This window comes from Candidatus Neomicrothrix sp., from assembly GCF_035329545.1.
In the GTDB taxonomy this organism is placed as follows: domain Bacteria; phylum Actinomycetota; class Acidimicrobiia; order Acidimicrobiales; family Microtrichaceae; genus Microthrix; species Microthrix subdominans.
The window spans coordinates 17227-37436 of sequence record NZ_DAOLGP010000011.1 but is presented as its reverse complement, the minus strand read 5'-3'; the positions used below and the strand labels follow the sequence as shown (position 1 = coordinate 37436).

Genomic DNA, 20210 nt, shown 5'->3' with positions numbered 1-20210 from the left:
CCCGGCGTTTAACACACAGAGGACCCCCCCATGAAGGTACTGCTCGTCGGCCAGGGCTATGTCGGGCTGCCCGTGTCGATGGCGGCGGTCGACGCCGGCTTCCACGTCACCGGGTTCGACACCGATGTCAACAAGACCGGCACGTTGGCAGCCGGTGGATCCCACGTGGAGGACATTGCCCCGTCCACCGTGCGGGCCGCGCTCGACAGCGGCCGCTACCGGGCGGTGTCGAGCGCCGTCGAGCTGGACGACTTCGACGTGGCGGTCATCACCGTGCCGACCCCGCTCACCGACGGTGCGCCCGACCTGGGTGCCGTCGAGGCTGCGGCCGCCATGGTGGGGGGCCTGCTGCGCACCGGCGGGCTGGTGGTGCTGGAGTCGACCACCTGGCCGGGGACCACCACCGAGGTGGTGGGCCCCATCCTCGAGGCCAAGAGCGGGCTGCGGGCCGGTATCGACTTCCACCTGGGCTACAGCCCGGAGCGGATCGACCCGGGCAACCGCACCTGGCGGCTGGAGAACACGCCCAAGGTGGTGGGCGGCATCGATCAGCGCTCCACCGATGCGGTGGCCGCGTTCTACGGTGCCTTCGTCGACACGGTGGTGCCGGTGGGCTCCACCGAGGTGGCCGAGCTCACCAAGCTGCTCGAGAACACGTTTCGCCACGTCAACATCGCGCTGGTCAACGAGCTGGCCATGTTTGCCCACGACCTCGACATCGACATCGGCGATGCGGTCACCGCCGCGGCAACCAAGCCGTTCGGCTTCATGTCGTTCCGCCCCGGCCCCGGCGTCGGCGGGCACTGCCTGCCGATCGATCCCACCTACCTATCGTGGCGGGTGCGACGCCGTTTGGGCACGTCGTTTCGCTTTGTCGAGCTGGCCAACGACGTCAACGACCACATGCCCGACTACGTCGTGCGCCGCATCCAGGCCGGTCTCAACGACCGCGAGCTGGCCGTGCGGGGCCGCAACGTGCTGCTGTGCGGCCTGGCCTACAAGGCCGACACCTCCGACGCCCGCGAGACGCCCACCCGGGCGATCGTGGCCGGGCTGCTGTCGCTGGGCGCCCGGGTCACGGTGGCCGACCCCCACGTGCCCCTGGAGCAGTTCCCCGACGGCGTCGAGGTCGTCGAACACGACCCGCAGGCGCTCGAGCAGGCCGCACGGACGACCGATGCGGTCGTCGTGCTCGTGCCCCACGGCGACTTCGATCTCGAAGCGATCGTTACTGCGGCCCCGTGGGTGCTCGACTGCACCTCGGCAGCCCCGGCCGCCGCCAACGTCGAACGGCTGTAGCGCTCACCCGGACGCGAACAAGGCGCACCGCCTCGTCGGGCCGAAGCCCAACGTGGCGATGCGCCTTGCATTACTCGATCGAACCGATCAGTTGGTTCGGCGACGCCGTGCGACAGTGATCATCAGCAGGCCGCCACCGACCACCAGCGCAGTAGCCAACAGCGAGGGAAGCGTGGCGCCGAAGCCGGTGCGGGCCAGCGGCGTGCCCGCCCCACCGGGGGTGCCTGCGCCGGTCGTACCCGTGGTTCCGCCGGTTGGCGTGCCCGTGGTTCCACCGGTTGGCGTGCCGGTCGTTCCCCCAGTGGGGGTACCGGGAGGCGAGGGCGGGCTCGGCGTCGACGGCGTCTCCTCGACGTCGAACTGCAGACCGATCAGGCGGGGTTCGCCGTCGGCACCGATGCCGTAGGCGAACAGGTCGTGCCCGCCTGCCTCGAGGTCGGCCGGGATCGAGCCGGGGGCCGTAAAGGCGCCGCTGGCGTCGGCGGTGCCGGTGCCCACCTTGATCGGCGTGGAACAGACGTACAGGTTGATCGGGGCGTTGGCGGCGTAGCCGTCGCCGCCGACCACGAAGTCGGATCCGGGGGCCACCTCGCCGGACACCAGGGTCAGGCCGGGTACAAATTCGGGGCACTCAGCGAGGTCGAGGCTCTCGACACCGGTATAGGGATCGTCCTGGGCGCCGGCGGGCGCCACGAGGGCCATGCCCAGCAGCAATCCCAGCGCAGCGACGACGATACCCATCGCTCCCACTCGCTTGGTCGGTCCCGTGCGAGACATCGTCATAGCTTTCCTCCGGTAGTGGCAACGTGACGCAGCATATCGGGTGTTCACTGTCATTGTCACGCTTGGGTGAACAGGTTTCTCTCGTGCTCGTTCGTCTACGTCGTCGATGGTGCCCGAGCAACGCTCGAATCGGTACCCTCGGCCCCCCACCACTGGGCCGTTCGGCCCAGTCCCTCGGCCAGGTCGATCGCCTCGCGGGGGCCCATCAGCGCCTCCAGCCCGCTGGGGTCGGCCTGGCTGTGGGGCACGTCGCCGGGGCGGTCCGGGCCAAAGGCCACCTCCAGGCCACGGCTCAACAGCGTCTCCAGCTCGGCGATCACGTCCAGCAGCGTCCAGCGGCGGCCGAAGGCCAGGTTCACCGGCCGGGCCGAGTCCAGGCCGCCGAGGGCCACCTCGGCCAGCACGTCGGTGACGTCGCCCACGTAGGTGAAGTCGCGGCTCTGCATCCCGTCGCCGTTCACCGGGATCGGCCGGCCGGCCAGGGCGGCGTCGAGAAACGCCGGGATCGCGGCCGCATAGGCGTCACCCGCCCGCTGGCGGGGCCCATAGACGTTGAAGAACCGAAACGGCACGGCCGGAAAGCCGTAGCAGTGCCGCCAGGCCAGCACGGCCGACTCCCCCGCCAGCTTCGACACCGCATAGGGGCTCAGCGGCGCCGGGGCCAGGTCGATCGTCTTGGGCAGCACCTCGGCCGCCCCGTACACCGACGACGACGACGCAAACACCAGCGGCCGCCCCCCGGCCGAGCGGATCGCCTCCAGCACGTTCACCGTGCCGTCCACGTTGGTGGTCATCGACGGCCGGGGCAGGTCCACCGAACGCGGCACCGACGGGATGGCCGCCAGGTGCACCACCGCGGTGGCCTCGGCCACCAGACGGGTCACCAGCGCCTCGTCCAGCACCGAGCCCTCCACCAGGTCCACCGTGGTGTCCTGGCCGCCGACCCCGTCCAGGTTGTCCCGACGGCCGGTCGACAGGTCGTCCAGCACGATCACCCGCACCACCCGTTCGTCGGCAACCAACCGTTCGGCCAGGTTCGAGCCGATGAAGCCCGCCCCGCCGGTCACCAGCACATGCTGGTCGTGTCGTGGGCCGGTGGTCTCATGCATGGGGCGGGTCCTCTGCTGCTCGGGGAGCGAGCGATCGCTGGCTGAAGGTGACGGGAACAGCGAACAGTGTTTCGCACCCACCAACGGCGGCCGCAATCCCGACGGCTACCCGCCGCTGAGACGAACGGTCCGCCCGGGCTCCACCGTTTGGTCGATCACGGTGCGGTCCAGGTCGCGCACCACCACGGTGGTGTCGCTGGTCCCAGCGTTGGCGGGCCGCACCAGGGTCAGGTCGTAGGGCCCGCTGGGAAGGGTGCCCTCCAGGCGCCAGCGCAGCTCCACGGTGCCCCCGGGCGGGATCTCCACGCTCACGCTGTGGCGGTAGAGGCCCTCCTCCAGCGCCAGGCGAGACGGGGTCCGCTCGCCGTCCACCTCCAGACTTGCGTTGCGTGAGGGGCTCAACACCGACACCTCGCGGATCTGGGTTCCCGCCGGAGCGTCGGTCTGGTTGCCCACCACCACCGGCGGCAGCCGGGCCGGATCGGCCACGTCGTTGGTGTAGGTCGAGCTCAGCGTGGCGGTGCGGGCGCCGGTGTCCGAGCTCCAGGCCACGTCGTAGGCGTGGCTTCGCGTCAGAAACACGTCCAGTTTGTTGGGCGCCTTGTTGCGCTCCACGATCGCCAGCAGGTCGCCGTTCGTCTGGGGCAGCGGTGCGCTCAGCCCCAGCCGGTCGAGCAGGGCCCGGTCGCCGTCCTCGCCGGTTGCCATCGCCAGGTGACCGTCGCGCACCAGCGGACCGAAGGCGTCGCCCAGGGCGCGCGGGCCGGGCAGGTCGGCCGATCCCAAACGGTCGAAGATCTCGCCGGTGAGGTCACCGATCGCCTCGTCGCCCGCCTCGTCCTGGCTCAGCACCTGAAACTGGTCCCGGGTGAAGAACGCCTCGGTGTTGGTGGCGTTGATCTCGGCGACCGTGCCCGGCACCGGGATCGGCCCGGTGAGGGCGACAAACTCGGCCAATGCGGCCGGATCGGCGTAGATCACCCCGTCGATCTTCCCCCGGCCGTTGGCCTCCAGCAGGTTGGTCGCCGCGGCGGCCACCACGTCGAGGTCCACCGACGACGTCCAGTTCTGGGTGAACCGTCCCGGCGCCATGTCCATGAACGCGGGTGGATAGTCGCTCTGCGGCAAAGGCGGTTGCCGGTCGCCGGTCGGCCCATACAGCTCGCGGGGCGTCCCGGAGTCCTCCAGGTCGATCGCCCCGTCGTTCACCAACAGCAGCGCCCAACCGCCCATGAAGCCGCCGAAGTCGCGCCCCTCCGCCGGGTTGGCCACCATCACCAGATAGCGCCGCGGCCCGTCCGCACCCAACAGCGCCGGGGCGTCGGCCAGCGCCAGCCGCGCCAGCTCGGTCTCCGCTGCCAGGTCGTCAACCTCGGCGGCCACCTCGTCCAGTCGGGTGCGCAGCGGCGCCACCACCCACGGCGATTCGATGCCGGCCAACCCGTCCACCGCGGCGTCCAGCGACGACGCCAGCGCCCCCACCGGCACCTCGGTGGCCTTCAGCTGGGCCAGGTTGACGCCCCCGCCCTCCTGGCGCAGCGCCTGGTAGTCCACCGACGTGGCCGCAAACGCGGCGCTGCCGTTGAGGTCGCTGCCCATGTCCGCACCGGCACGCAACGCGTCCACGTTCTGGGCCACCCCCGGCACCATGCGGGCCGGAAACAGCCACACCGCCCCCAACCGGGTCGACACGTCCTCGAATCCGGCCGACGCCTCGTTCAGCAGCTCGGTGGCACCGCCGGTCTCCCCGTCGCGCACCGCCGCTGCACCCCGCCGGGTGTCGTCCACTGCGGTCTCCACCGAGTTTCGTGCCCCCAGCGCAACCACCCCGGCCACCGCCAGGCCGATCACCACAAACGCCCCTACCCCGGCGACGGCCCACCGGGCACGTCGCTGCCCCACACCGCTCAGGCGCTGGTAGCCCGAGACACACATCGCCAGGTACAGCACCGCGCCGATCAGCACGGTGAAGCCCAGCGGCCCCACCGGACGAAGCTCCATCAGGCTCAGCGTCACCGCCGCCCCGGCGACGGCCCCCACCACGCGGTTGCGCCGGTCGATCGTCAGCAGCGCCGTCGCCGCGGCGACGCCACCCAACGCCAGCGCCAGCCCAACCCCCTCGGCCAACACCGCCGCCAGCGCGGCGATCACAAACATCGGCCAGCGCCGGGCTCGCGAGCCAGCCAGCGCCCCGACCGCCACCAGCAACGCCCGCTCCAGCGCGTCCACTCCCCCGTTGCCGGTCGGCGCCACCGAGCCGGTCCACAGCGCCGCCACCAACGCACCGATCACCGTCACCACCACCACGCCAGCCACCACCCGGGGGCCGGTAGTGGCCTTGGCCCGCCGTGCCACCCGACGCTTCCCGTCCCCGCCGGGCACGGCCGGCGGTGCACCCGTGGCCGCCGACCCAAACCGCGACCCACCCGTCGGACCGGCGGGTTCGGCCCCGCTCCCCGGCCGGCCCGCATCCGGCACGGCCGCGTCGTCGGGCCCGGGCGCCGTGAGGTCCGCCCACTCAAAGGGTGGGTCGTCGTTCAGAGGAACCTCACCTGGACCCGACCCTCGACGTGACGATCTGCGCTGTCGCTTCGATGCCACGTGGGGAGGTCTCCAACGGTCTCGATGGTGGTTCGGGCGGACCGGCAACGCTACCAGCGCGCCAACGTGGGATGATCTCGCGATGGGCCCCACCCCACACGATCACGCAGCCGAGCCGTTTCGCCTGCTGTTCGTGTGCACCGCCAACCGCTGCCGGTCGCCGATGGCCGAGTACCTGGCCCGCCAGTCGTTGGCCCGCCGTCAGATCGACGCCGAGGTCGTGTCGTCCGGGCGCCTGGGCGGCTCGTTCGAGGCCTCACCGGGTGCGGTGGCGGCCCTGGCCAAACGCGGCATCGACCTGCGGGGTCACACCAGCGCCCCAACCGACCCCGACACGTTGGATCACGCCCACCTGGTGCTGGTCATGGAACGCGCGCACCTGGCCGACGTCTACCAGACCAAGCCGGGCGCCATCAGCCGCTCGTTCACCCTGGGCGAGTTCCCGACGCTGCTCAAAGCGGTGACCGCCCAGCCAGCGGATGCCGATGCCACCCCGACACAGCGGGCCCAACATCGCATCGCCCTCGCCCACGACGCACGAGACCCCGCCAGAATCCTGGTCGACGATGACAGCGCCGACATCGCCGACCCGATGGGTCGCTGGAACCTCCACTACCGGCGAACTGCCAAGCAGCTCGAACACCTCATCGAGGCCACCCTCGACGGGCTGTTCGGAAAACGGTCGGGGTAGCGGCTCAGTCGGTGAACTCAGCCTTCCCTCAACATCGGGTCGGCGGCGTCGTGGCCTTCGGCGCCGTCGCCGGTCAGCACGGTCGACACCGTGCGAACCAGAATGCCCACGTCCCGACGGAGCGACCGGGTCTCGACGTAGGCCAGGTCCAGCTCGATGCGGTCGGCCCACGCCAGCGAGTTTCGTCCCGACACCTGCGCCAGACCGGTCAATCCCGGACGTACGGTCAGCCGTCTGGCCTGGTCCTGGGTGTAGCGCTCCACCTGCGAGGCCACGGTGGGCCGAGGGCCCACCACGCTCATCTCGCCCTTCGCCACGTTCAGCAGCTGTGGCAGCTCGTCCAGCGACCAGCGGCGCAGCACCGCGCCCACTCGGGTGATTCGGGTGGGGTCGGGCACCAGCGGGTTGTCGCCGTTCACCATGCTGCGAAACTTGTACACCTGGAACGTCCGCCCATCGAGCCCCACCCGCTCCTGCAGAAACAGCACCGGGCCCCGCGACGTCAACGCCACGACCAGCCCGATCAGCAGCCCGACCGGCACCAGCACCGGCGAACACGCGATCAGCACCACCCAGTCGAGCGCCCGCTGCAGCCGGTAGGGCCGTGCGGCGGGCAGCGCGCCCAGGTCGGGCGGCGCCAACACGCTGTTCGTCGCAACCTCAACCGGGAACCCCACCGTCGCAGTCTTCACGACGGAGCGCGTTTGGGCAACAGCCGACGGTAGGTTTCCAGCGTCAGGTCGATCTGGTTCTGCTGGTCAAACCGGTCTCGTGCCCGCTGCGCAGCGGCCGCTCCCATCACGCCTCGCCGGACGGGATCGTCCAGCAGCGTTCGGAGCGCAGCCTCCAACGCGGCCGCATCGTTCACCGGCACCAACAGACCGGTGACGCCGTCGTCCACCACCTGACGACACCCGCGGATGTCGGTGGCGATCACGGGCAGCCCCATCGCCGAGGCCTCCATGGCAGCACGCGGAAACCCCTCGCGATGCGACGCCAACACAAACACGTCCCCGGCGGCGTAGTACCGCTCGGGTCGGTCGCTGAAGCCCACCAGGCGAACCCCGTCGGCGGTGGCCTCGGCCACCTCAGCCTCGGTCAGGCCGTCGGCCTTCCCGGCCTCGGTCGGCCCCACCACCACCAGCTCGTGGTTCGAGCCGCTTCGCCGCAGCCGACGGTGGGCCTCGAACAGCTCTCGGAAGCCCTTCTCGGCCACCAGCCGACCGACGGTCACCACCACCGGCGTCTTGTCGGACACCCCCCACTCAGCGCGTAGCTCGCGGCGCTCCCCCGCCATCGCCTCGCGTCGGTCAAACCGCCCTAGGTCGATGCCGTTGCCCAGGTTGAACAGGCGGCGCTCCGGAACGCCCCACCGGGCCAGCGTGGCCGTGTCCTCGGGGTTCTGGATCAGCTCGGCATGCGAGCACGTCGCAGCCCCTCGTTCCAGCACCCGCACCACGCTGCGCATCGCCAGGCCATCGGTCGGCTGGGCGTACAGCCCATGCACCGTGTTGACCACCGCCGGCACGCGGGCCGCCCGGGCCGCCGGGCGACCGAGCCAGCCTGGTTTTGGGTTGTGGGTATGCACCACATCGGGTTCCAAGCGCTTGAACAGCCGATACAGCTCGCGTGCCGCACGCAGGTCGGCTCGCGGGTCCATGCTGCGGGTCAGGTGTTCGACGGAAACGTGGCGGATCCCCCGAGCCTCCAAGGCAGCCACGTGCTCCCCCAGCGCCGACGCGCCGATCACGTCCCACCCGGCGGAGGCAAAGGCCTCCAGCTGCGGGCCCAACAACAGCTCCAGGCTGATGTCCGTGGTGGTCACGTGCAGCACCATTGGTGCCCCAGCGCGACTCATGTACGCGCCGCCCGGTAGGTCACGCGTTGCACCAGGCGACGCACGTCGTCCTCCAGGCGCATGCCGCCGGCAAACTTGTGGGCCACGTCCCGTGGGGTGTCCGAGCGTTGAATCGGCGACCGGGCCAACCGATACGGGTCGGTTCGCCCCACCCGGTTGGGTCGAGTCCCGGCCACAGCAGCCGAGACGAACCGCTCGCGCACCAGGGCGTCGTTCTGAAGCGAAGGCGCCAGCGCCTTCGGGTAGGCAAAATGCTCCGGCGGGCTTCCCGTCAGCTCGGTCAGCACCTCGATCGACCGATCCAGGTCGGCCGCCACCCCCGAGGGCCGCTCCCGGTCCAACAGCAGGTGGGCGTGCGTGTGGCACCCGATGGTCACCAACCGGTGGCCCGACACCTCGGTGAGTGCCTCGGCGCTCAGCGGTGCGGCGCCGTCGGGCCACCGTTCCCCGGTCAGCACCGGCTCGGTTGCCACGTACACCGTCGCCGGAAGCTCGAACTCGTCGAGGACGCCAACGACGTGCTCGGCGAAGTCGGCGGTGCCGTCGTCAAACGTCAGCGCCACGGCGGGATCCGAGCCGGTACGTTCGGCCGCAAACTCGTCGAGCGCCTGGTCCAGGCTCAGCACCCTGGCGGTGTCAGCCAGCCGGGCCATCTGATCTCGAAACCGATCGAGTGGCAGGTCCATCTGCGAGGTGCCTTCGCCGCCAACCCGGTGGTAGGCCAGCACCACCAGCCCGGAGGTCGGCAACACCGCATCGGCGACCCCGGCGAAGCGCTTCAAGCCGCGCCGAGCAGCACCCGCGAGGGCCTGTTTGCGGCCAGCGGCGATCAAGGCGCGCTGCCCACCTCGTCGGTTTGAGCCGACGCGTCCGGCAGGGTCGCGCCGTTGGTCTGCTTGGACGGCCCGGTTGCGCTGAAGGATCCCTCGGCCTCAACCGGCTTCGACGGGTCGCCGGGCCCATCCAATCCCTCAACCGAGTAGTAGTCGTAGTAGTAGGCCTGACGTCGCCCAGCGTTGGGTGTGCCCACCAACAGCGTGCCCATCACGTTGGCACCCACGCGCTCCAGCGCATCCACCGACTCCACCAAATCGTTCTCGGTGCTTCGGCCCGAGCGGACCACCATGATCACGTGGTCCACCACCGGCAACAGGTCCAACGCATCGCTGGAGGCGTTCAGCGGGCTCGTGTCGATGATCACCGTGGCGTTCTGCGCTGCGGCCTGGCTAACCAACTGGCGGGTTGCGGCGATCAGCTCGCTCACGTCGCGCGTGGGCTGTCCCGACAGCGCCAGGTACAGGTTGGTGAACTTGGTGGGCCGCACCACCTGATCCACAGTCGGGCGGTTCTCTGCCGGACCGGTCAGGTCGGCGATCGTCGCTCCGGGCTCCACGCCCATCACGCCGGCCAACGTCGGCCGACGGAAGTCGGCCCCAACCAGCAGCGTCCGCACACCAACCTCGGCCATCGCCTGGGCGGTCAGCGCCGCCGAGGTGGTCTTCCCTTCCCCAGGTGCTGTCGAGGTGAACATAAACACGCCGCCGCGTTCCGCCCCGTCTACCCCAACCTTGGTCGCCTCAGTGACGTGCGACCCGTCGTTGGTCGCAACAAGGGTCCCGCGCTCGTGAACAAACTGCATGGCCGATCGAACCCGTCGATACGCCTCGGCCCACACGCCGGTCAGCACCAGAGCCCCGTTCGACGTGGGTCGTCGCTTCTCGGCGACGAAACCGACCTCGGCGATGATCGGCAACGAGCACGCCTCGGCCAACTCTGGGCGGGTATCGATCCGCCGATTCAGACGTTCCAGAACCAGCGCCAGGATCGCTCCGAGTAGCAAACCAAAGAACCCGAGGAACGATGCCCGCAGCGGCAGGCTGTTGGGTACCTCAAAGGCGCCGCGCTTGTCCCGCTTCGGCTGCTGTTCACCCAAGGTCTGGTAGGGCTGGGTCGATTCCAGTTGGGCCTTCTGGACCGTCGCTTCGGAGCGCGCCTGAGCGGCTGCGTCCGACAGCGACTGCCGTTGCGCCACCAACGCCGGGTCAGGGCCATCAGCGCCGGGCACAGGCTCACCCGTTGCCGGGTCGGTCGTTGGCGCATCCGGGTCGGTCAGATCGGGATAGTTCTCATCAAATGCCACCAGATCCATCTCGGCGGCTCCCGCAGCATCTTCCAACTGCTGCACACGAACCCGTTCGGCTTCTTGACGCTGACCGTTGGTCACGTCCAAGAACGCCTTGGTCACCTCGTTCACCCGCCGTGCGGCCAGGTCGGGGTCAACGTCGACGCTGGCGATAGTGATCGACTGGCTATCGGTGTCCACCGTCACCTTCATGTCGGCCGCAAGCTTGTCCGCACGCTCTCCGTCCCCAAGTGCCTCTGCAGCGATCGTCGGAATCTCACCGCGCGTCACCTTCAGGCTGTCCTGTTGAACCGAGACCCCCCCGGTGCCAGAGGCGTTGGCCACCACCACCTGCTCGGCCCGGTACTGCTGCACGATGTCGCTGGGTGCCAACTGCGACGACACAACTCCAGCGAGCAGGCCAACCACGAGCGAGATGGCCAGTATCGGCCAGCGACGCCGCAAGACGGCGGTCACTTTGGTAGAGATCATGTAGTCACTTTCCGTGCTGTCCGGATGGTCGAGGCGTCCAGCTCCATGGATGACGCCCCGACTTGAACAGGCGACGCTACCGGCACTGACTCCTCCTCGTCAGAACGGGCGGGTCGGCTCAAGAGCAAGCCCCTACCCTTCGCTAGCGGCGGAGCGGCAAGAAGCGCCAACATCAACGCCAACATCACCGTCCGCTGGCGAGCAAGGATCCCGAAGTTCCCTATGTAGGAGAAGGCGACGATGAACCCGCTTGAGAAGGTCAGCACATAGACCAGGTATGGCCGTCGCAGCATCAGGCGGACACCTCCCGCCAATCGTCTCCAACCCGCCACCACCATCACCAGTAACGCAAGACTCTCGAGCGCCGCAAACGCAGTGCTGGCGTTGTCGGCCTCCCAAACGAACGGCCGGAAGAACACGGTGGCCACCCCCGCAGGGAGTTTGACGGGGGTGTCGACGGCTGGCGGATCGAAGCTCGAGCCCCCCGTAGTGGTCTGATCGAGGGTCTTTTCCAGCGCACTACTGAGACCGCCTTCACTGCCCTCTCCGCCAAAGAACCTCGCAGTCTGGCTGAGGACAACCACCGCCACCACCAACAACACACCCAACGCCACGACTCGAACCAAGGTCGACCGCAATCCGGCACCACCCCCTACTCCCCGCAGGGTTCCCACCAGGCTCCCAACCCCCAGTGCCATAACTGCCAGTGCGCCATAGTGAGGACGGATGACGACCAGCCCAGCGACGCCACCAACAAACACGACGATGCTTCCTGCCCGTACCTTGTCGGACAGCAACAACGCCGCCCCATAGGACACCACGCCGAGCGCCAGCATCATGAGCGCTTCCTTGCCGATCGAGGCTGGCCAGTACAGCAGAGAGGGGAAAAACAGCAGCAGCAGCAGATAGCGCCTGTGGTCAGCCTCAGGCACCGCAAGCTTCAGGGCTCGCCACATCAGGAGCCTTCCGCCGAATGCCATCCAAGCGAAGACTACGCTTCCAGCCCAACGAGATGCTCCAGTTACGAGGTAGAAGAAGGACAACACCAGCGCCACCCGCTGTGTCTCTGGTGGCCGGCCTTCGAGATTTGGAGGAACGCTCGTGAATACGCCGTTCTTCATCAGCTTGGCGATTTCAGCGGCGCCATCGGAGTAGACGCCAGCATCAGCAACGTCGTTGTACACCACTTTCACGACGAAATAGCGGACAACGACGCCCACAACGGTGGCGATCATCCCGAAGACGAGAAGCCGCATCAAGCTTTGATCGCCCTCTTTGCTGGACAGCCACGAGAGCACCGGAAGCGTCATTGCCACGAGAGCAGTCAGCGTCAGAATCCCCGACCATTCCTCAAAGTCCAGTCGGTCAAGGCCGACAGCAGCGGCGCCCACAACCAAAAAGACCCCCAAGAGCCCCCCAGTAACTGCCCAGAATTCCTCGCTCCTTCTTATCCGAGGCACAGGCTCACGGCTCCTCGGGTGGCTTTGGTGGACCCAATGTCCCCGATAGTCAGGTACTTGGGCATCGACCATCTCACGCCGTCCGACACCATTCGCTCGTCAGTATGAGAGCTGATGATACTCGTCGAACGATTCTGGACTAGCCAAGCCCGCTGACCAGGGCACAAGGAGGTCGAGTCCAGAAGCTTCAGCCCGATTCCGCGCCTCGGGCGTCCACACGCAGTCCTTCCAAATGGAACGCTGGTAGGTGCGAGATCGCAGGTAGTCAATATATCGGTCCAAATGAGCACCAGACGCCCCATAAGTAATGAAGACGGCTAGACGCTCACCCTTTGGCTGGCAGGTGACCCAACCTGGCAGTCGACCGGCGACTCGAGGCGAGACAGCCAACGGGATCCCAGGGCGGATGACGACCCCGTTTGCGCTATGGGTTGTCCTGAGGTTCCATGCGACCACGTCACCAACCTCGGTGCCAAGGTAGCGCGTCCGTCCTGCACGGACGTTTGGAACCAAATGAGACCTCTCACGCACGTTCAGACCACCCGAGTGCCTGTGATGGTCCTGGAGGTAGATCCCAATTCGGAGAATCGGATAGGAACTCTGCCAATCCGGCGCCGATGGATCGTACCGGTCCGCATTGTCTTTGTGATAGCCCCGGCCGGTCGACCGTATGGAGACGTTGCTATCACCAAAGTACTGAGGTGTTTCACCGAGCAAATCGCCAACCAAGGACACCACTGCGGGATCGGTAACGAGTTCCCCGACCCCTGGGGACGAGAGCACGTCTCCGGGCGCTAGGTCATTCGCCAGTATCTGGCGCCGATAACCCAAAATTCGGTCCTTCTCGAGGACCCCCCTCCGAACGAGGTACCCGTTGTCCCAAAACTCCGTTTCACCTGGCATCGGTTCCCTCTCACTGAATCCTGTTCCAGAAATGCTGCGTACCTACTCCCGGTTGGCGCGGCGTTCACCGGCCTAGTGTACTCGGGCGCATCAGCAGCGCCATCTGAGAGGCCGACGTGAGCAGCGTGTTTTGGTATGCCCCCTTTGACAACGCGGCCGAGATGGCTCTCGCAGAGGAGCTGGCGCGGCACGCGAACTTGGATCTCACGGTGCAGAGCATCTCGGAGCGATTCGGTCAACCGCTGACGCCCCGAAGCCACCCTGATTTCACCCTGGTTCGAGATCTCCCACCCCCTGCCACGGAACGCAGAGGGAGCAACACGGTAGCGTTGAGAGGGTGGACCGCTGCGGAGCGGAGCATAAGACGTGGCCGATTGGTGCGCCGTGGGCATTTCGATCTCCTGCACCTCCACACCTACAACCCGATCACCGATTGGGCAGCCATCCCACTGCTCCGACGCCGGACGCCGATCGTTGTCCAGTCAGTGCACAACGTTCGGCCGCACGACTCGGTGTTTCCGTATCGGTTGGAGACCCAGTTGCTCGGTCACGGGTATCGAGCGAGTTCTGCACTCGTAGTGGCCCACGACCATCTGAAGCGGCAACTGGTCGAGGAGTTCAACGTCGAACCGAATCGCGTGGCCACCATCCCCTTTCCGATCACCTTGCCTGTGCGACCGCCCGGCCAGGCACGAAGAACAACGCGCGGACGTGTCACCTTCCTGTTCTTCGGCACTCTCCGCAGCAACAAGGGGTTGCCGGTCCTGATTGAAGCGATCCGTGACCTGGACCGACAGTCGGGCCACGCCTCTCGAATCGACTTCGTAGTCGCAGGTCGAGGCGACCCCGACCTGGAGCTCGCGGTACGGGCCGCAGCGGATGAACTTGGAAACTTGACGGCGGAGATCGGGTACGTGACCAACCAGCGACGCCAAGAATTGTACGATCAAGCTCACTGCGTGCTGCTCCCGTACACATCGATAAGCGCGCAGAGCGGTGTGCTCTACGACGCCTACTCCCAGCGCCTTCCCGTGATCGCCTCCAAGGTTGGCCCCATTGGCGAAACCGTTCGTGAGCACCGCAGCGGGTGGGTGGTCAAACCAAACGACCGGCGGGCGTTGGTCGATGCCATCCTCATCGCAAGCCGGAGCCCCCTGGAAATGTCTGACGCAGCCGATCGAGGCGCTGCCGTAGCGGAACACCGAACTCCTCGACGGACGGCCGAAATGCTCTTCGATCTGTACCACCGCCTGCTGAACCCACGAGTGAGGTGCAACCACCGGTCTGACCTTCGCCAGTAGGGCTCTGCTGTGCCCGAGCTGGTAGATTTTGCCGATGCCCAGCAACGGGAGTCGAGAGGTTGTCCAGTCGAGGAGTGAGAAGCGTGCCTTCTTGCAGCCCAAGAGGTTCACTGCAGGCGCGTTCGTCGAGCGCGGTGACGCAATACGTCCTTTCGTAGAGGGTCGAACCGTGCTCGATCTTGGTTGCGCCTCAGCGTTCGGGCGACCCGACTGGATGCATGCTCAGCTGTCGGGCATGGCGTCGCAGCTGGTAGGCGTGGACCTGGATGATGCCGCAGTTGGCCGAATCCGCAGCGAGGGTTACGACGTTCGTCAGGGCGACGCCGAGAATCTGAACTTGGACGAGCGGTTCGACGTCGTGTTTGCAGGCGAACTTATCGAACACCTCGAACGATTCCCGGACTTCTTTGAGAGCGTCCGCAGGCACCTAGCCCCCGGGGGCAAGCTTGTCTTAACCACACCCAACCCGTTTGCGCTCTCCTGCTTCATCTACAGGATGAGTAAGGACGTGTGGGTCAACAGCGACCACACCTGCTGGTTCTGTGAGCACACACTCCCCCAACTCGCTGCTCGATGCGATTTTGACGTCGAGCAGATATCGTATATCGGCCACCCGACACCCGGCCGGTTGCGCCGCATCGTCGCTAATGCAGTCCGTGCTCCACTCCCGGACCGACTTTCCTGGGGGACCATGTTGGCAGTAGCCAAACCGACGTAGCCAAATGACAGACTCGACTCCGAGCATGAGAGCTTCGATGAAAGTGTTCCTCGGTGCAAGAGGGCGCACCATAGGAGCTCTTGCCCTCACTTCCTTTGGTAGCGGCATGGCTGAAGCGTTGTTTCTCGTCGTGATAAGTCGCGCCGCATTCGCAGTCACCGATGACGTCGACCAAATACAAGTCATCGGCGATCGAAGTCTGAGTCTCGGCGGAGCGATCCTCATCGGACTGAGCATGATCGCTATTCGGTGCGGGCTTGCGCTCTGGGCGGCAGCGCAGTCATCCCGATTCAGTACTTCCGTGGTTGCCGATACCCGGAGAACCCTCGCCGAGGCGTTCCTGTTTGCATCCTGGCCCGTCCAACAGTCAGATCGAAGCGGCCAGCTCCAAGAGCTCCTAACCACCTTCACGAATCAAGGCTCCCAGCTAGTCAACAGCGTGACACTCGGGGTCAGTTCCACGTTCAGCCTCGTCGCCCTTCTCGGGATGGCCGTTGCCGTCAATCCAGTGGGGTCACTCGTCGTTCTGGCGGCCGCACTTGCCTTCGGATCCTTGTTGCGGCCGCTTCGCTCCGCCGTGCGTCGGCGCGGGACAAACGCGGCGAATGCTGGAATGCACTTTGCCTCGTCCCTCACCAGTTTGTCGCAGCTTGGCCAAGAAATGCACATCTTTCGCATTCAGAAGCAGGCTACAAGTGCGGTCGACGAGCTGGTCACATCAAGCGCTGACGCCGAGCGTCGGCTCCTCTTCGCCAGATCGATCGTCGTGCCTCTCTACTCGACCTTGGCATACCTTGCCCTTATCGGGGCACTTGCCGGAATCACGATCTCGAATGCCACCAACGTCGCAGCACTCGGAGCCGTGATGCTCATCATGCTACGGGCCCTCAGCTACGGGCAAGCGATCCAGAACGCTCACTCCTCCGTAGCTGGCTCCCTCCCGTTCGTTGAACGCCTTCAGGTTGAGTTGGACCGCTACCGGGCCGGGCGCCAATACGACGGACAGCAGCCAGTCGGGCATGTGGGCGATCTAACCCTCAACAACGTGAGCTTCTCTTACGAGGACGAACGGCGGGTTCTCCACGAAGTGTCACTGACCATTCATCACAAAGAGGTTGTCGGTATCGTAGGACCCTCTGGCGGGGGGAAGTCAACACTTGTTCAACTGATGCTCGGGCTACGCGATCCGTCCGCCGGTTCGATCCTTGCTGCTGGTCGCCCAATCATCGAGATGTCTCGCGACGAGTGGGCACGAAAGGTCACCTTCGTCCCTCAGGAAGCTCACCTGGTGGCCGGGACGGTCGCTGACAACATTCGACTATTCCGCGATGACGTCTCAATGGAGGCCATCGAACGCGCCGTACGGCTCGCTCACCTCAGCGACGACATCGCTAGCTTCCCGGAGGGGTATGATCGGCCCGTTGGGGAACTAGGTGGACACCTCAGCGGAGGACAGCAACAGCGCCTTTGCCTGGCCCGAGCTCTCGTGGAGCGACCCGAACTCCTCATCCTTGACGAGCCAACAAGCTCGTTGGACGTCCGCAGCGAGCATCTCATCCGCCAGACCCTGGTGGAACTCAGTAAGCACATGACGATTGTCATCGTGGCCCACCGGATGTCTACCCTCGACATCTGTGACCGAATTATGGTGATTCAGGAGGGACAACTCAAGGGATTCGACACTCCTTCTCAGCTCTCAGAATCGAATGCATTTTATAGCGAAGCGCTGACACTCTCGGGGTTGAAATGACCGGCCGAATCCGCTTCCTACCAGCACCCGCCACCATAGCGCGTAGCTTAGGAGAATAGTACGAGATGAGATTTCGAGCGGATGAACTAATGACTATCGCGCAGAACCTGCGTCATCCATCGGTCGGGCGAGAAGCGCTCCGGCGGGTTCGATCCCGGGGATCGAAAAAGTCGCAGGCTCTGACACGAGCGACCTCAAAGGCATGGGCATCGGACCATGCCGAGTCTCTTGAAGATTTCGCGGGTTCGCTAGACAGCGATCTGTGGAAGGAGACGACCGAGTTCTCAGAAGCACTCGCGGGATCCTCGGTTGTACAGAGGGCTGACGGTCTTCGGTCTTTTGGTGGCGCAGACTATCGTCTCCTCTTCTTCCTAGTTCGACACCTAAAGCCTTCCGAGGTCGTGGAGACGGGCGTCGCTGCAGGCTATTCATCGGCTGCGATCCTTGAGGCCATGGACCGAAACGGAAAGGGCCACCTCTACTCAAGTGACCTTCCATACATATCTATGCAACATCCAGAGGATTTCATCGGTTCAGTGGTGGCAGCAAACCTGCGAGAGCGTTGGGATCTCCGCGTGAGAGGAGACCGCGTCCACCTACCCGAGTTGGCCCAGACCCTCAATCACGTCGACCTATTCCACTACGACTCCGACAAGTCATTTGAGGGTCGAACGTTCGCTCTAGACGTACTTGAGCCCGTACTAGACAGCCATAGCGTTGTTGTCTTTGATGATATTCAGGACAATGCACACTTTCAGGAGTGGACAAAGGCTCGTAGCGTACCATTTCGGGTCTTCGGATTTTCGGGCAAATACGTGGGTCTCGTTGGCTTGTGAATCCTGAAGCTGTAAGCTACCTCGAGTCTCGCAGGCTATTCGAGGTCGCACCTCATCGTACTGGACATCGAGACCATACCGGACATCGAGCATTGCTGAACCCAAAATCTAGTGGACATGTCGAAATCTCCTTTCCCGCCATCGCTCACGACTCAAGTTCACTTTCAAACTCTGACAATCGATCGGCAAAAAGCCAAGCTAGAAGGACGACAGGCCTATGAGCTATCTAGAGGAACGATCCATCCTGATTACAGGGGGGACAGGGTCGTTTGGCAAGGCGTTCGTGCGCTACGCACTCGAGCACCTCGATCCCCAACGGCTCGTTATCTTTTCCCGGGATGAACTCAAGCAGTACGAATTCCGGACCGAGATCGGCGACGATCCTCGCCTTCGATGGTTCATCGGAGATATCCGGGACGCAGACCGACTTGCACGGGCCCTCGATGGTGTCGAAGCCGTTGTTCATGCGGCGGCGATGAAGCAAGTGGACACCGCCGAGTACAACCCATTTGAGTGCATCCGGACAAACGTGATGGGCACCGAGAATCTGATCAATGCTTGCATTGACTCCGGCGTGGAGCGGGTAATCGGGCTTTCCACGGACAAGGCATCGTCACCTGTCAACCTCTACGGAGCCTCGAAACTTTGCTCCGACAAACTCCTCGTCGCTGGCAACGCCTACGCTGGCCACAGCGAAACCCGATTCGGTGTGGTCCGTTACGGAAACGTGATGGGGAGCCGCGGTTCAGTCATCCCGCTCTTCCGAAAGCTCGCCGCGACGGGACAGTTGCCCGTCACAGACGAGCGCATGACAAGGTTCTGGATCACACTGGATCAGGCGGTGCGGTTCGTCGTCGACAGTTTCAACCGACTGGTAGGTGGAGAGCTGTTCGTTCCTCGAATCCCCTCGACAAGTGTGATCGACCTCGCTCAGGCCATTGCACCCGACGCGAAGATCCACACCGTAGGGGTCAGGCCCGGAGAGAAGCTGCACGAAGAGATGATCTCGGAAGACGACGCCCGCCGCGGCCAGGCCTTCGACGACTACTTCGTCATCACGCCGGTGCTGGACTACTGGCAATCCGCTGAGTTTCAAGCGGGCAAGGCACTGCCTGACGGCTTCGCCTACCGGTCTGACACGAACGACCTGTGGCTCGACGTCGAAGAACTTCGCGAGTTGCTCGCCACGCTATGACTCAGGCCCACATACCATACGGACGGCAGTCGATCGACGAGAGTGACATCAGCGCCGTAGAAGCTGTGCTTCGCGGAGCCTGGCTGACGCAGGGCCCCGCGGTCGAGGCATTCGAGGAGGCTGTTGCCCTCAAGGTGCAGGCGCGTCACGCAGTCGCATTCTCCAGCGGAACTGCTGCCCTCCACGGCTGTACCGCAGTTGCGGGGCTCGGCCCTGGCGATCTGGTTGTCACCTCACCGCTCACGTTCATGGCCAGCGCGAATTGCGCACGCTACGTCGGAGCGAGTGTTGGTCTGGTGGACATTCGGCCCGAAACCTTGAACCTCGACATGGCCCAGATTCCGGCTGAAGCGGATGCGGTTGTAGCCGTGCACTATGCAGGTCTACCCGTGGATCTTCGAGGCATGAAGGTCCGGCCTCGGGTTGTGATCGAGGATGCCGCTCACGCACTCGGAGTATCGACCCCTGATGGTCCTGTCGGCAATTGCGCTCGAAGTGACATGTGCATGTTTTCGTTCCACCCGGTCAAGCCGATCACTACTGGCGAGGGCGGCATCGTCACGACCAATGACGACAGTCTCGCTCATAAGTTGCGGCAATTCCGCACTCACGACATCGAGCGAACACCCGATCACGGGGCCTGGACCTACCGGATCAGCGAGCTTGGGTTCAACTATCGGATGACCGATATCCAGGCGGCTCTGGGACTCTCTCAATTGACGAAGCTCGACACCTTCATCCAGCGCCGAAACGAATTGGCGGATCGATACCGAGCAATGCTCGCCTCACTTCCGGTGGTGCTCCCGCCGGAAGCACCGCCGGGGTTCACCCACGGGTACCACCTGTTTGCCATCCGCGTTCGTGACCGCGAACGGGTCTTCGAGGGTCTTCGCTCTGCTGGCATAGGAGTTCAAGTCCACTTTGTCCCGATTCACCACCACCCGATCAGCGCCGACATTGGCGTTGGCCCGGACGATCTCCCCGCATGCGAGGAGGCGTATGAGCAACTCATCAGCCTGCCGATGTTCCCGGACCTGACGGAGGCGGAGCAGGATCGCGTCGTCGCTACGCTGGCTACACTGGTGACTTGAG

General features: G+C 65.3%; 16 protein-coding genes. 8 read left to right on the top strand and 8 right to left on the bottom strand.

Annotated features, from left to right (window positions below; genetic code table 11):
- Positions 1 to 30 precede the first annotated feature (30 nt).
- A complete protein-coding gene (locus PKD89_RS08345; RefSeq protein ID WP_289011728.1) occupies positions 31 to 1299 on the top strand; it encodes a nucleotide sugar dehydrogenase in 1269 nt (422 codons plus the stop codon).
- 87 nt (positions 1300 to 1386) lie between these two features.
- Here the strand turns inward: PKD89_RS08345 and PKD89_RS08340 are convergent, their stop codons facing one another.
- From PKD89_RS08340 to PKD89_RS08330, 3 genes are all read right to left on the bottom strand, one after another.
- Positions 1387 to 2076 (bottom strand): hypothetical protein, encoded by a 690-nt coding sequence (locus tag PKD89_RS08340; RefSeq protein ID WP_289011729.1) that lies wholly within the window; start codon positions 2074 to 2076, stop codon positions 1387 to 1389.
- 101 nt (positions 2077 to 2177) lie between these two features.
- Positions 2178 to 3191 carry an NAD-dependent epimerase/dehydratase family protein gene (locus PKD89_RS08335; RefSeq protein ID WP_289011730.1) on the bottom strand — a complete coding sequence of 338 codons (1014 nt, stop codon included), beginning with the start codon at positions 3189 to 3191 and terminating at the stop codon, positions 2178 to 2180.
- A 105-nt stretch (positions 3192 to 3296) separates the two neighbouring features.
- Positions 3297 to 5546 carry a DUF4012 domain-containing protein gene (locus PKD89_RS08330; protein WP_289011731.1) on the bottom strand — a complete coding sequence of 750 codons (2250 nt, stop codon included), beginning with the start codon at positions 5544 to 5546 and terminating at the stop codon, positions 3297 to 3299.
- Between the two features lie 328 nt (positions 5547 to 5874).
- Between PKD89_RS08330 and PKD89_RS08325 the strand changes: the two genes are divergently transcribed.
- The gene (locus PKD89_RS08325; RefSeq protein WP_289011732.1) at positions 5875 to 6483 is read left to right on the top strand and encodes a hypothetical protein; all 609 of its coding nucleotides are present in this window, start codon (positions 5875 to 5877) and stop codon (positions 6481 to 6483) included.
- A 17-nt stretch (positions 6484 to 6500) separates the two neighbouring features.
- Here PKD89_RS08325 and PKD89_RS08320 read toward each other — a convergent pair whose 3' ends face one another.
- Genes PKD89_RS08320 through PKD89_RS08300 form a run of 5 tightly spaced genes read right to left on the bottom strand, consistent with a single transcriptional unit; the run spans position 6501 to position 12346 of the window.
- Positions 6501 to 7160, bottom strand: a complete 660-nt coding sequence (locus PKD89_RS08320) for a sugar transferase (protein ID WP_289011733.1) — start codon at positions 7158 to 7160, stop codon at positions 6501 to 6503.
- A gap of 11 nt (positions 7161 to 7171) precedes the next feature.
- Complete coding sequence (locus PKD89_RS08315) at positions 7172 to 8308, bottom strand: glycosyltransferase family 4 protein (RefSeq protein ID WP_200865159.1); 1137 nt, start codon at positions 8306 to 8308, stop codon at positions 7172 to 7174.
- A gap of 29 nt (positions 8309 to 8337) precedes the next feature.
- Positions 8338 to 9123, bottom strand: coding sequence for a polysaccharide deacetylase family protein (locus PKD89_RS08310; protein ID WP_324332373.1), 786 nt, complete (start codon positions 9121 to 9123; stop codon positions 8338 to 8340).
- 47 nt (positions 9124 to 9170) lie between these two features.
- The gene (locus PKD89_RS08305) at positions 9171 to 10955 is read right to left on the bottom strand and encodes a polysaccharide biosynthesis tyrosine autokinase (protein WP_012229225.1); all 1785 of its coding nucleotides are present in this window, start codon (positions 10953 to 10955) and stop codon (positions 9171 to 9173) included.
- Positions 10952 to 12346: a hypothetical protein gene (locus PKD89_RS08300; RefSeq protein ID WP_289011734.1), complete on the bottom strand. Its 1395-nt coding sequence runs from the start codon at positions 12344 to 12346 to the stop codon at positions 10952 to 10954. The genes PKD89_RS08305 and PKD89_RS08300 overlap by 4 nt, the downstream gene beginning before the upstream one ends.
- A gap of 1088 nt (positions 12347 to 13434) precedes the next feature.
- On the opposite strand from PKD89_RS08300, the gene PKD89_RS08295 reads away from it, so the two are divergent.
- The 6 genes from PKD89_RS08295 (at position 13435) to PKD89_RS08270 (ending at position 20209) form a co-directional block, all read left to right on the top strand.
- Entirely contained in the window at positions 13435 to 14619 is a 1185-nt protein-coding gene (locus PKD89_RS08295) for a glycosyltransferase family 4 protein (protein ID WP_012229222.1), read from the top strand.
- Between the two features lie 34 nt (positions 14620 to 14653).
- On the top strand, positions 14654 to 15337 hold the full coding sequence (locus PKD89_RS08290; protein ID WP_012229221.1) for a class I SAM-dependent methyltransferase: 684 nt from the start codon (positions 14654 to 14656) through the stop codon (positions 15335 to 15337).
- Positions 15338 to 15374: 37 nt separating this feature from the next.
- Complete coding sequence (locus PKD89_RS08285) at positions 15375 to 17087, top strand: ABC transporter ATP-binding protein (protein ID WP_012229220.1); 1713 nt, start codon at positions 15375 to 15377, stop codon at positions 17085 to 17087.
- Between the two features lie 89 nt (positions 17088 to 17176).
- The gene (locus PKD89_RS08280) at positions 17177 to 17923 is read left to right on the top strand and encodes a class I SAM-dependent methyltransferase (RefSeq protein WP_162143577.1); all 747 of its coding nucleotides are present in this window, start codon (positions 17177 to 17179) and stop codon (positions 17921 to 17923) included.
- 217 nt (positions 17924 to 18140) lie between these two features.
- Positions 18141 to 19118: a UDP-N-acetylglucosamine 4,6-dehydratase (inverting) gene (pseB, locus tag PKD89_RS08275; protein WP_289011735.1), complete on the top strand. Its 978-nt coding sequence runs from the start codon at positions 18141 to 18143 to the stop codon at positions 19116 to 19118.
- The gene (locus PKD89_RS08270; RefSeq protein WP_289011736.1) at positions 19115 to 20209 is read left to right on the top strand and encodes an aminotransferase class I/II-fold pyridoxal phosphate-dependent enzyme; all 1095 of its coding nucleotides are present in this window, start codon (positions 19115 to 19117) and stop codon (positions 20207 to 20209) included. The genes pseB and PKD89_RS08270 overlap by 4 nt, the downstream gene beginning before the upstream one ends.
- The last annotated feature ends 1 nt before the right edge of the window (position 20210 follow it).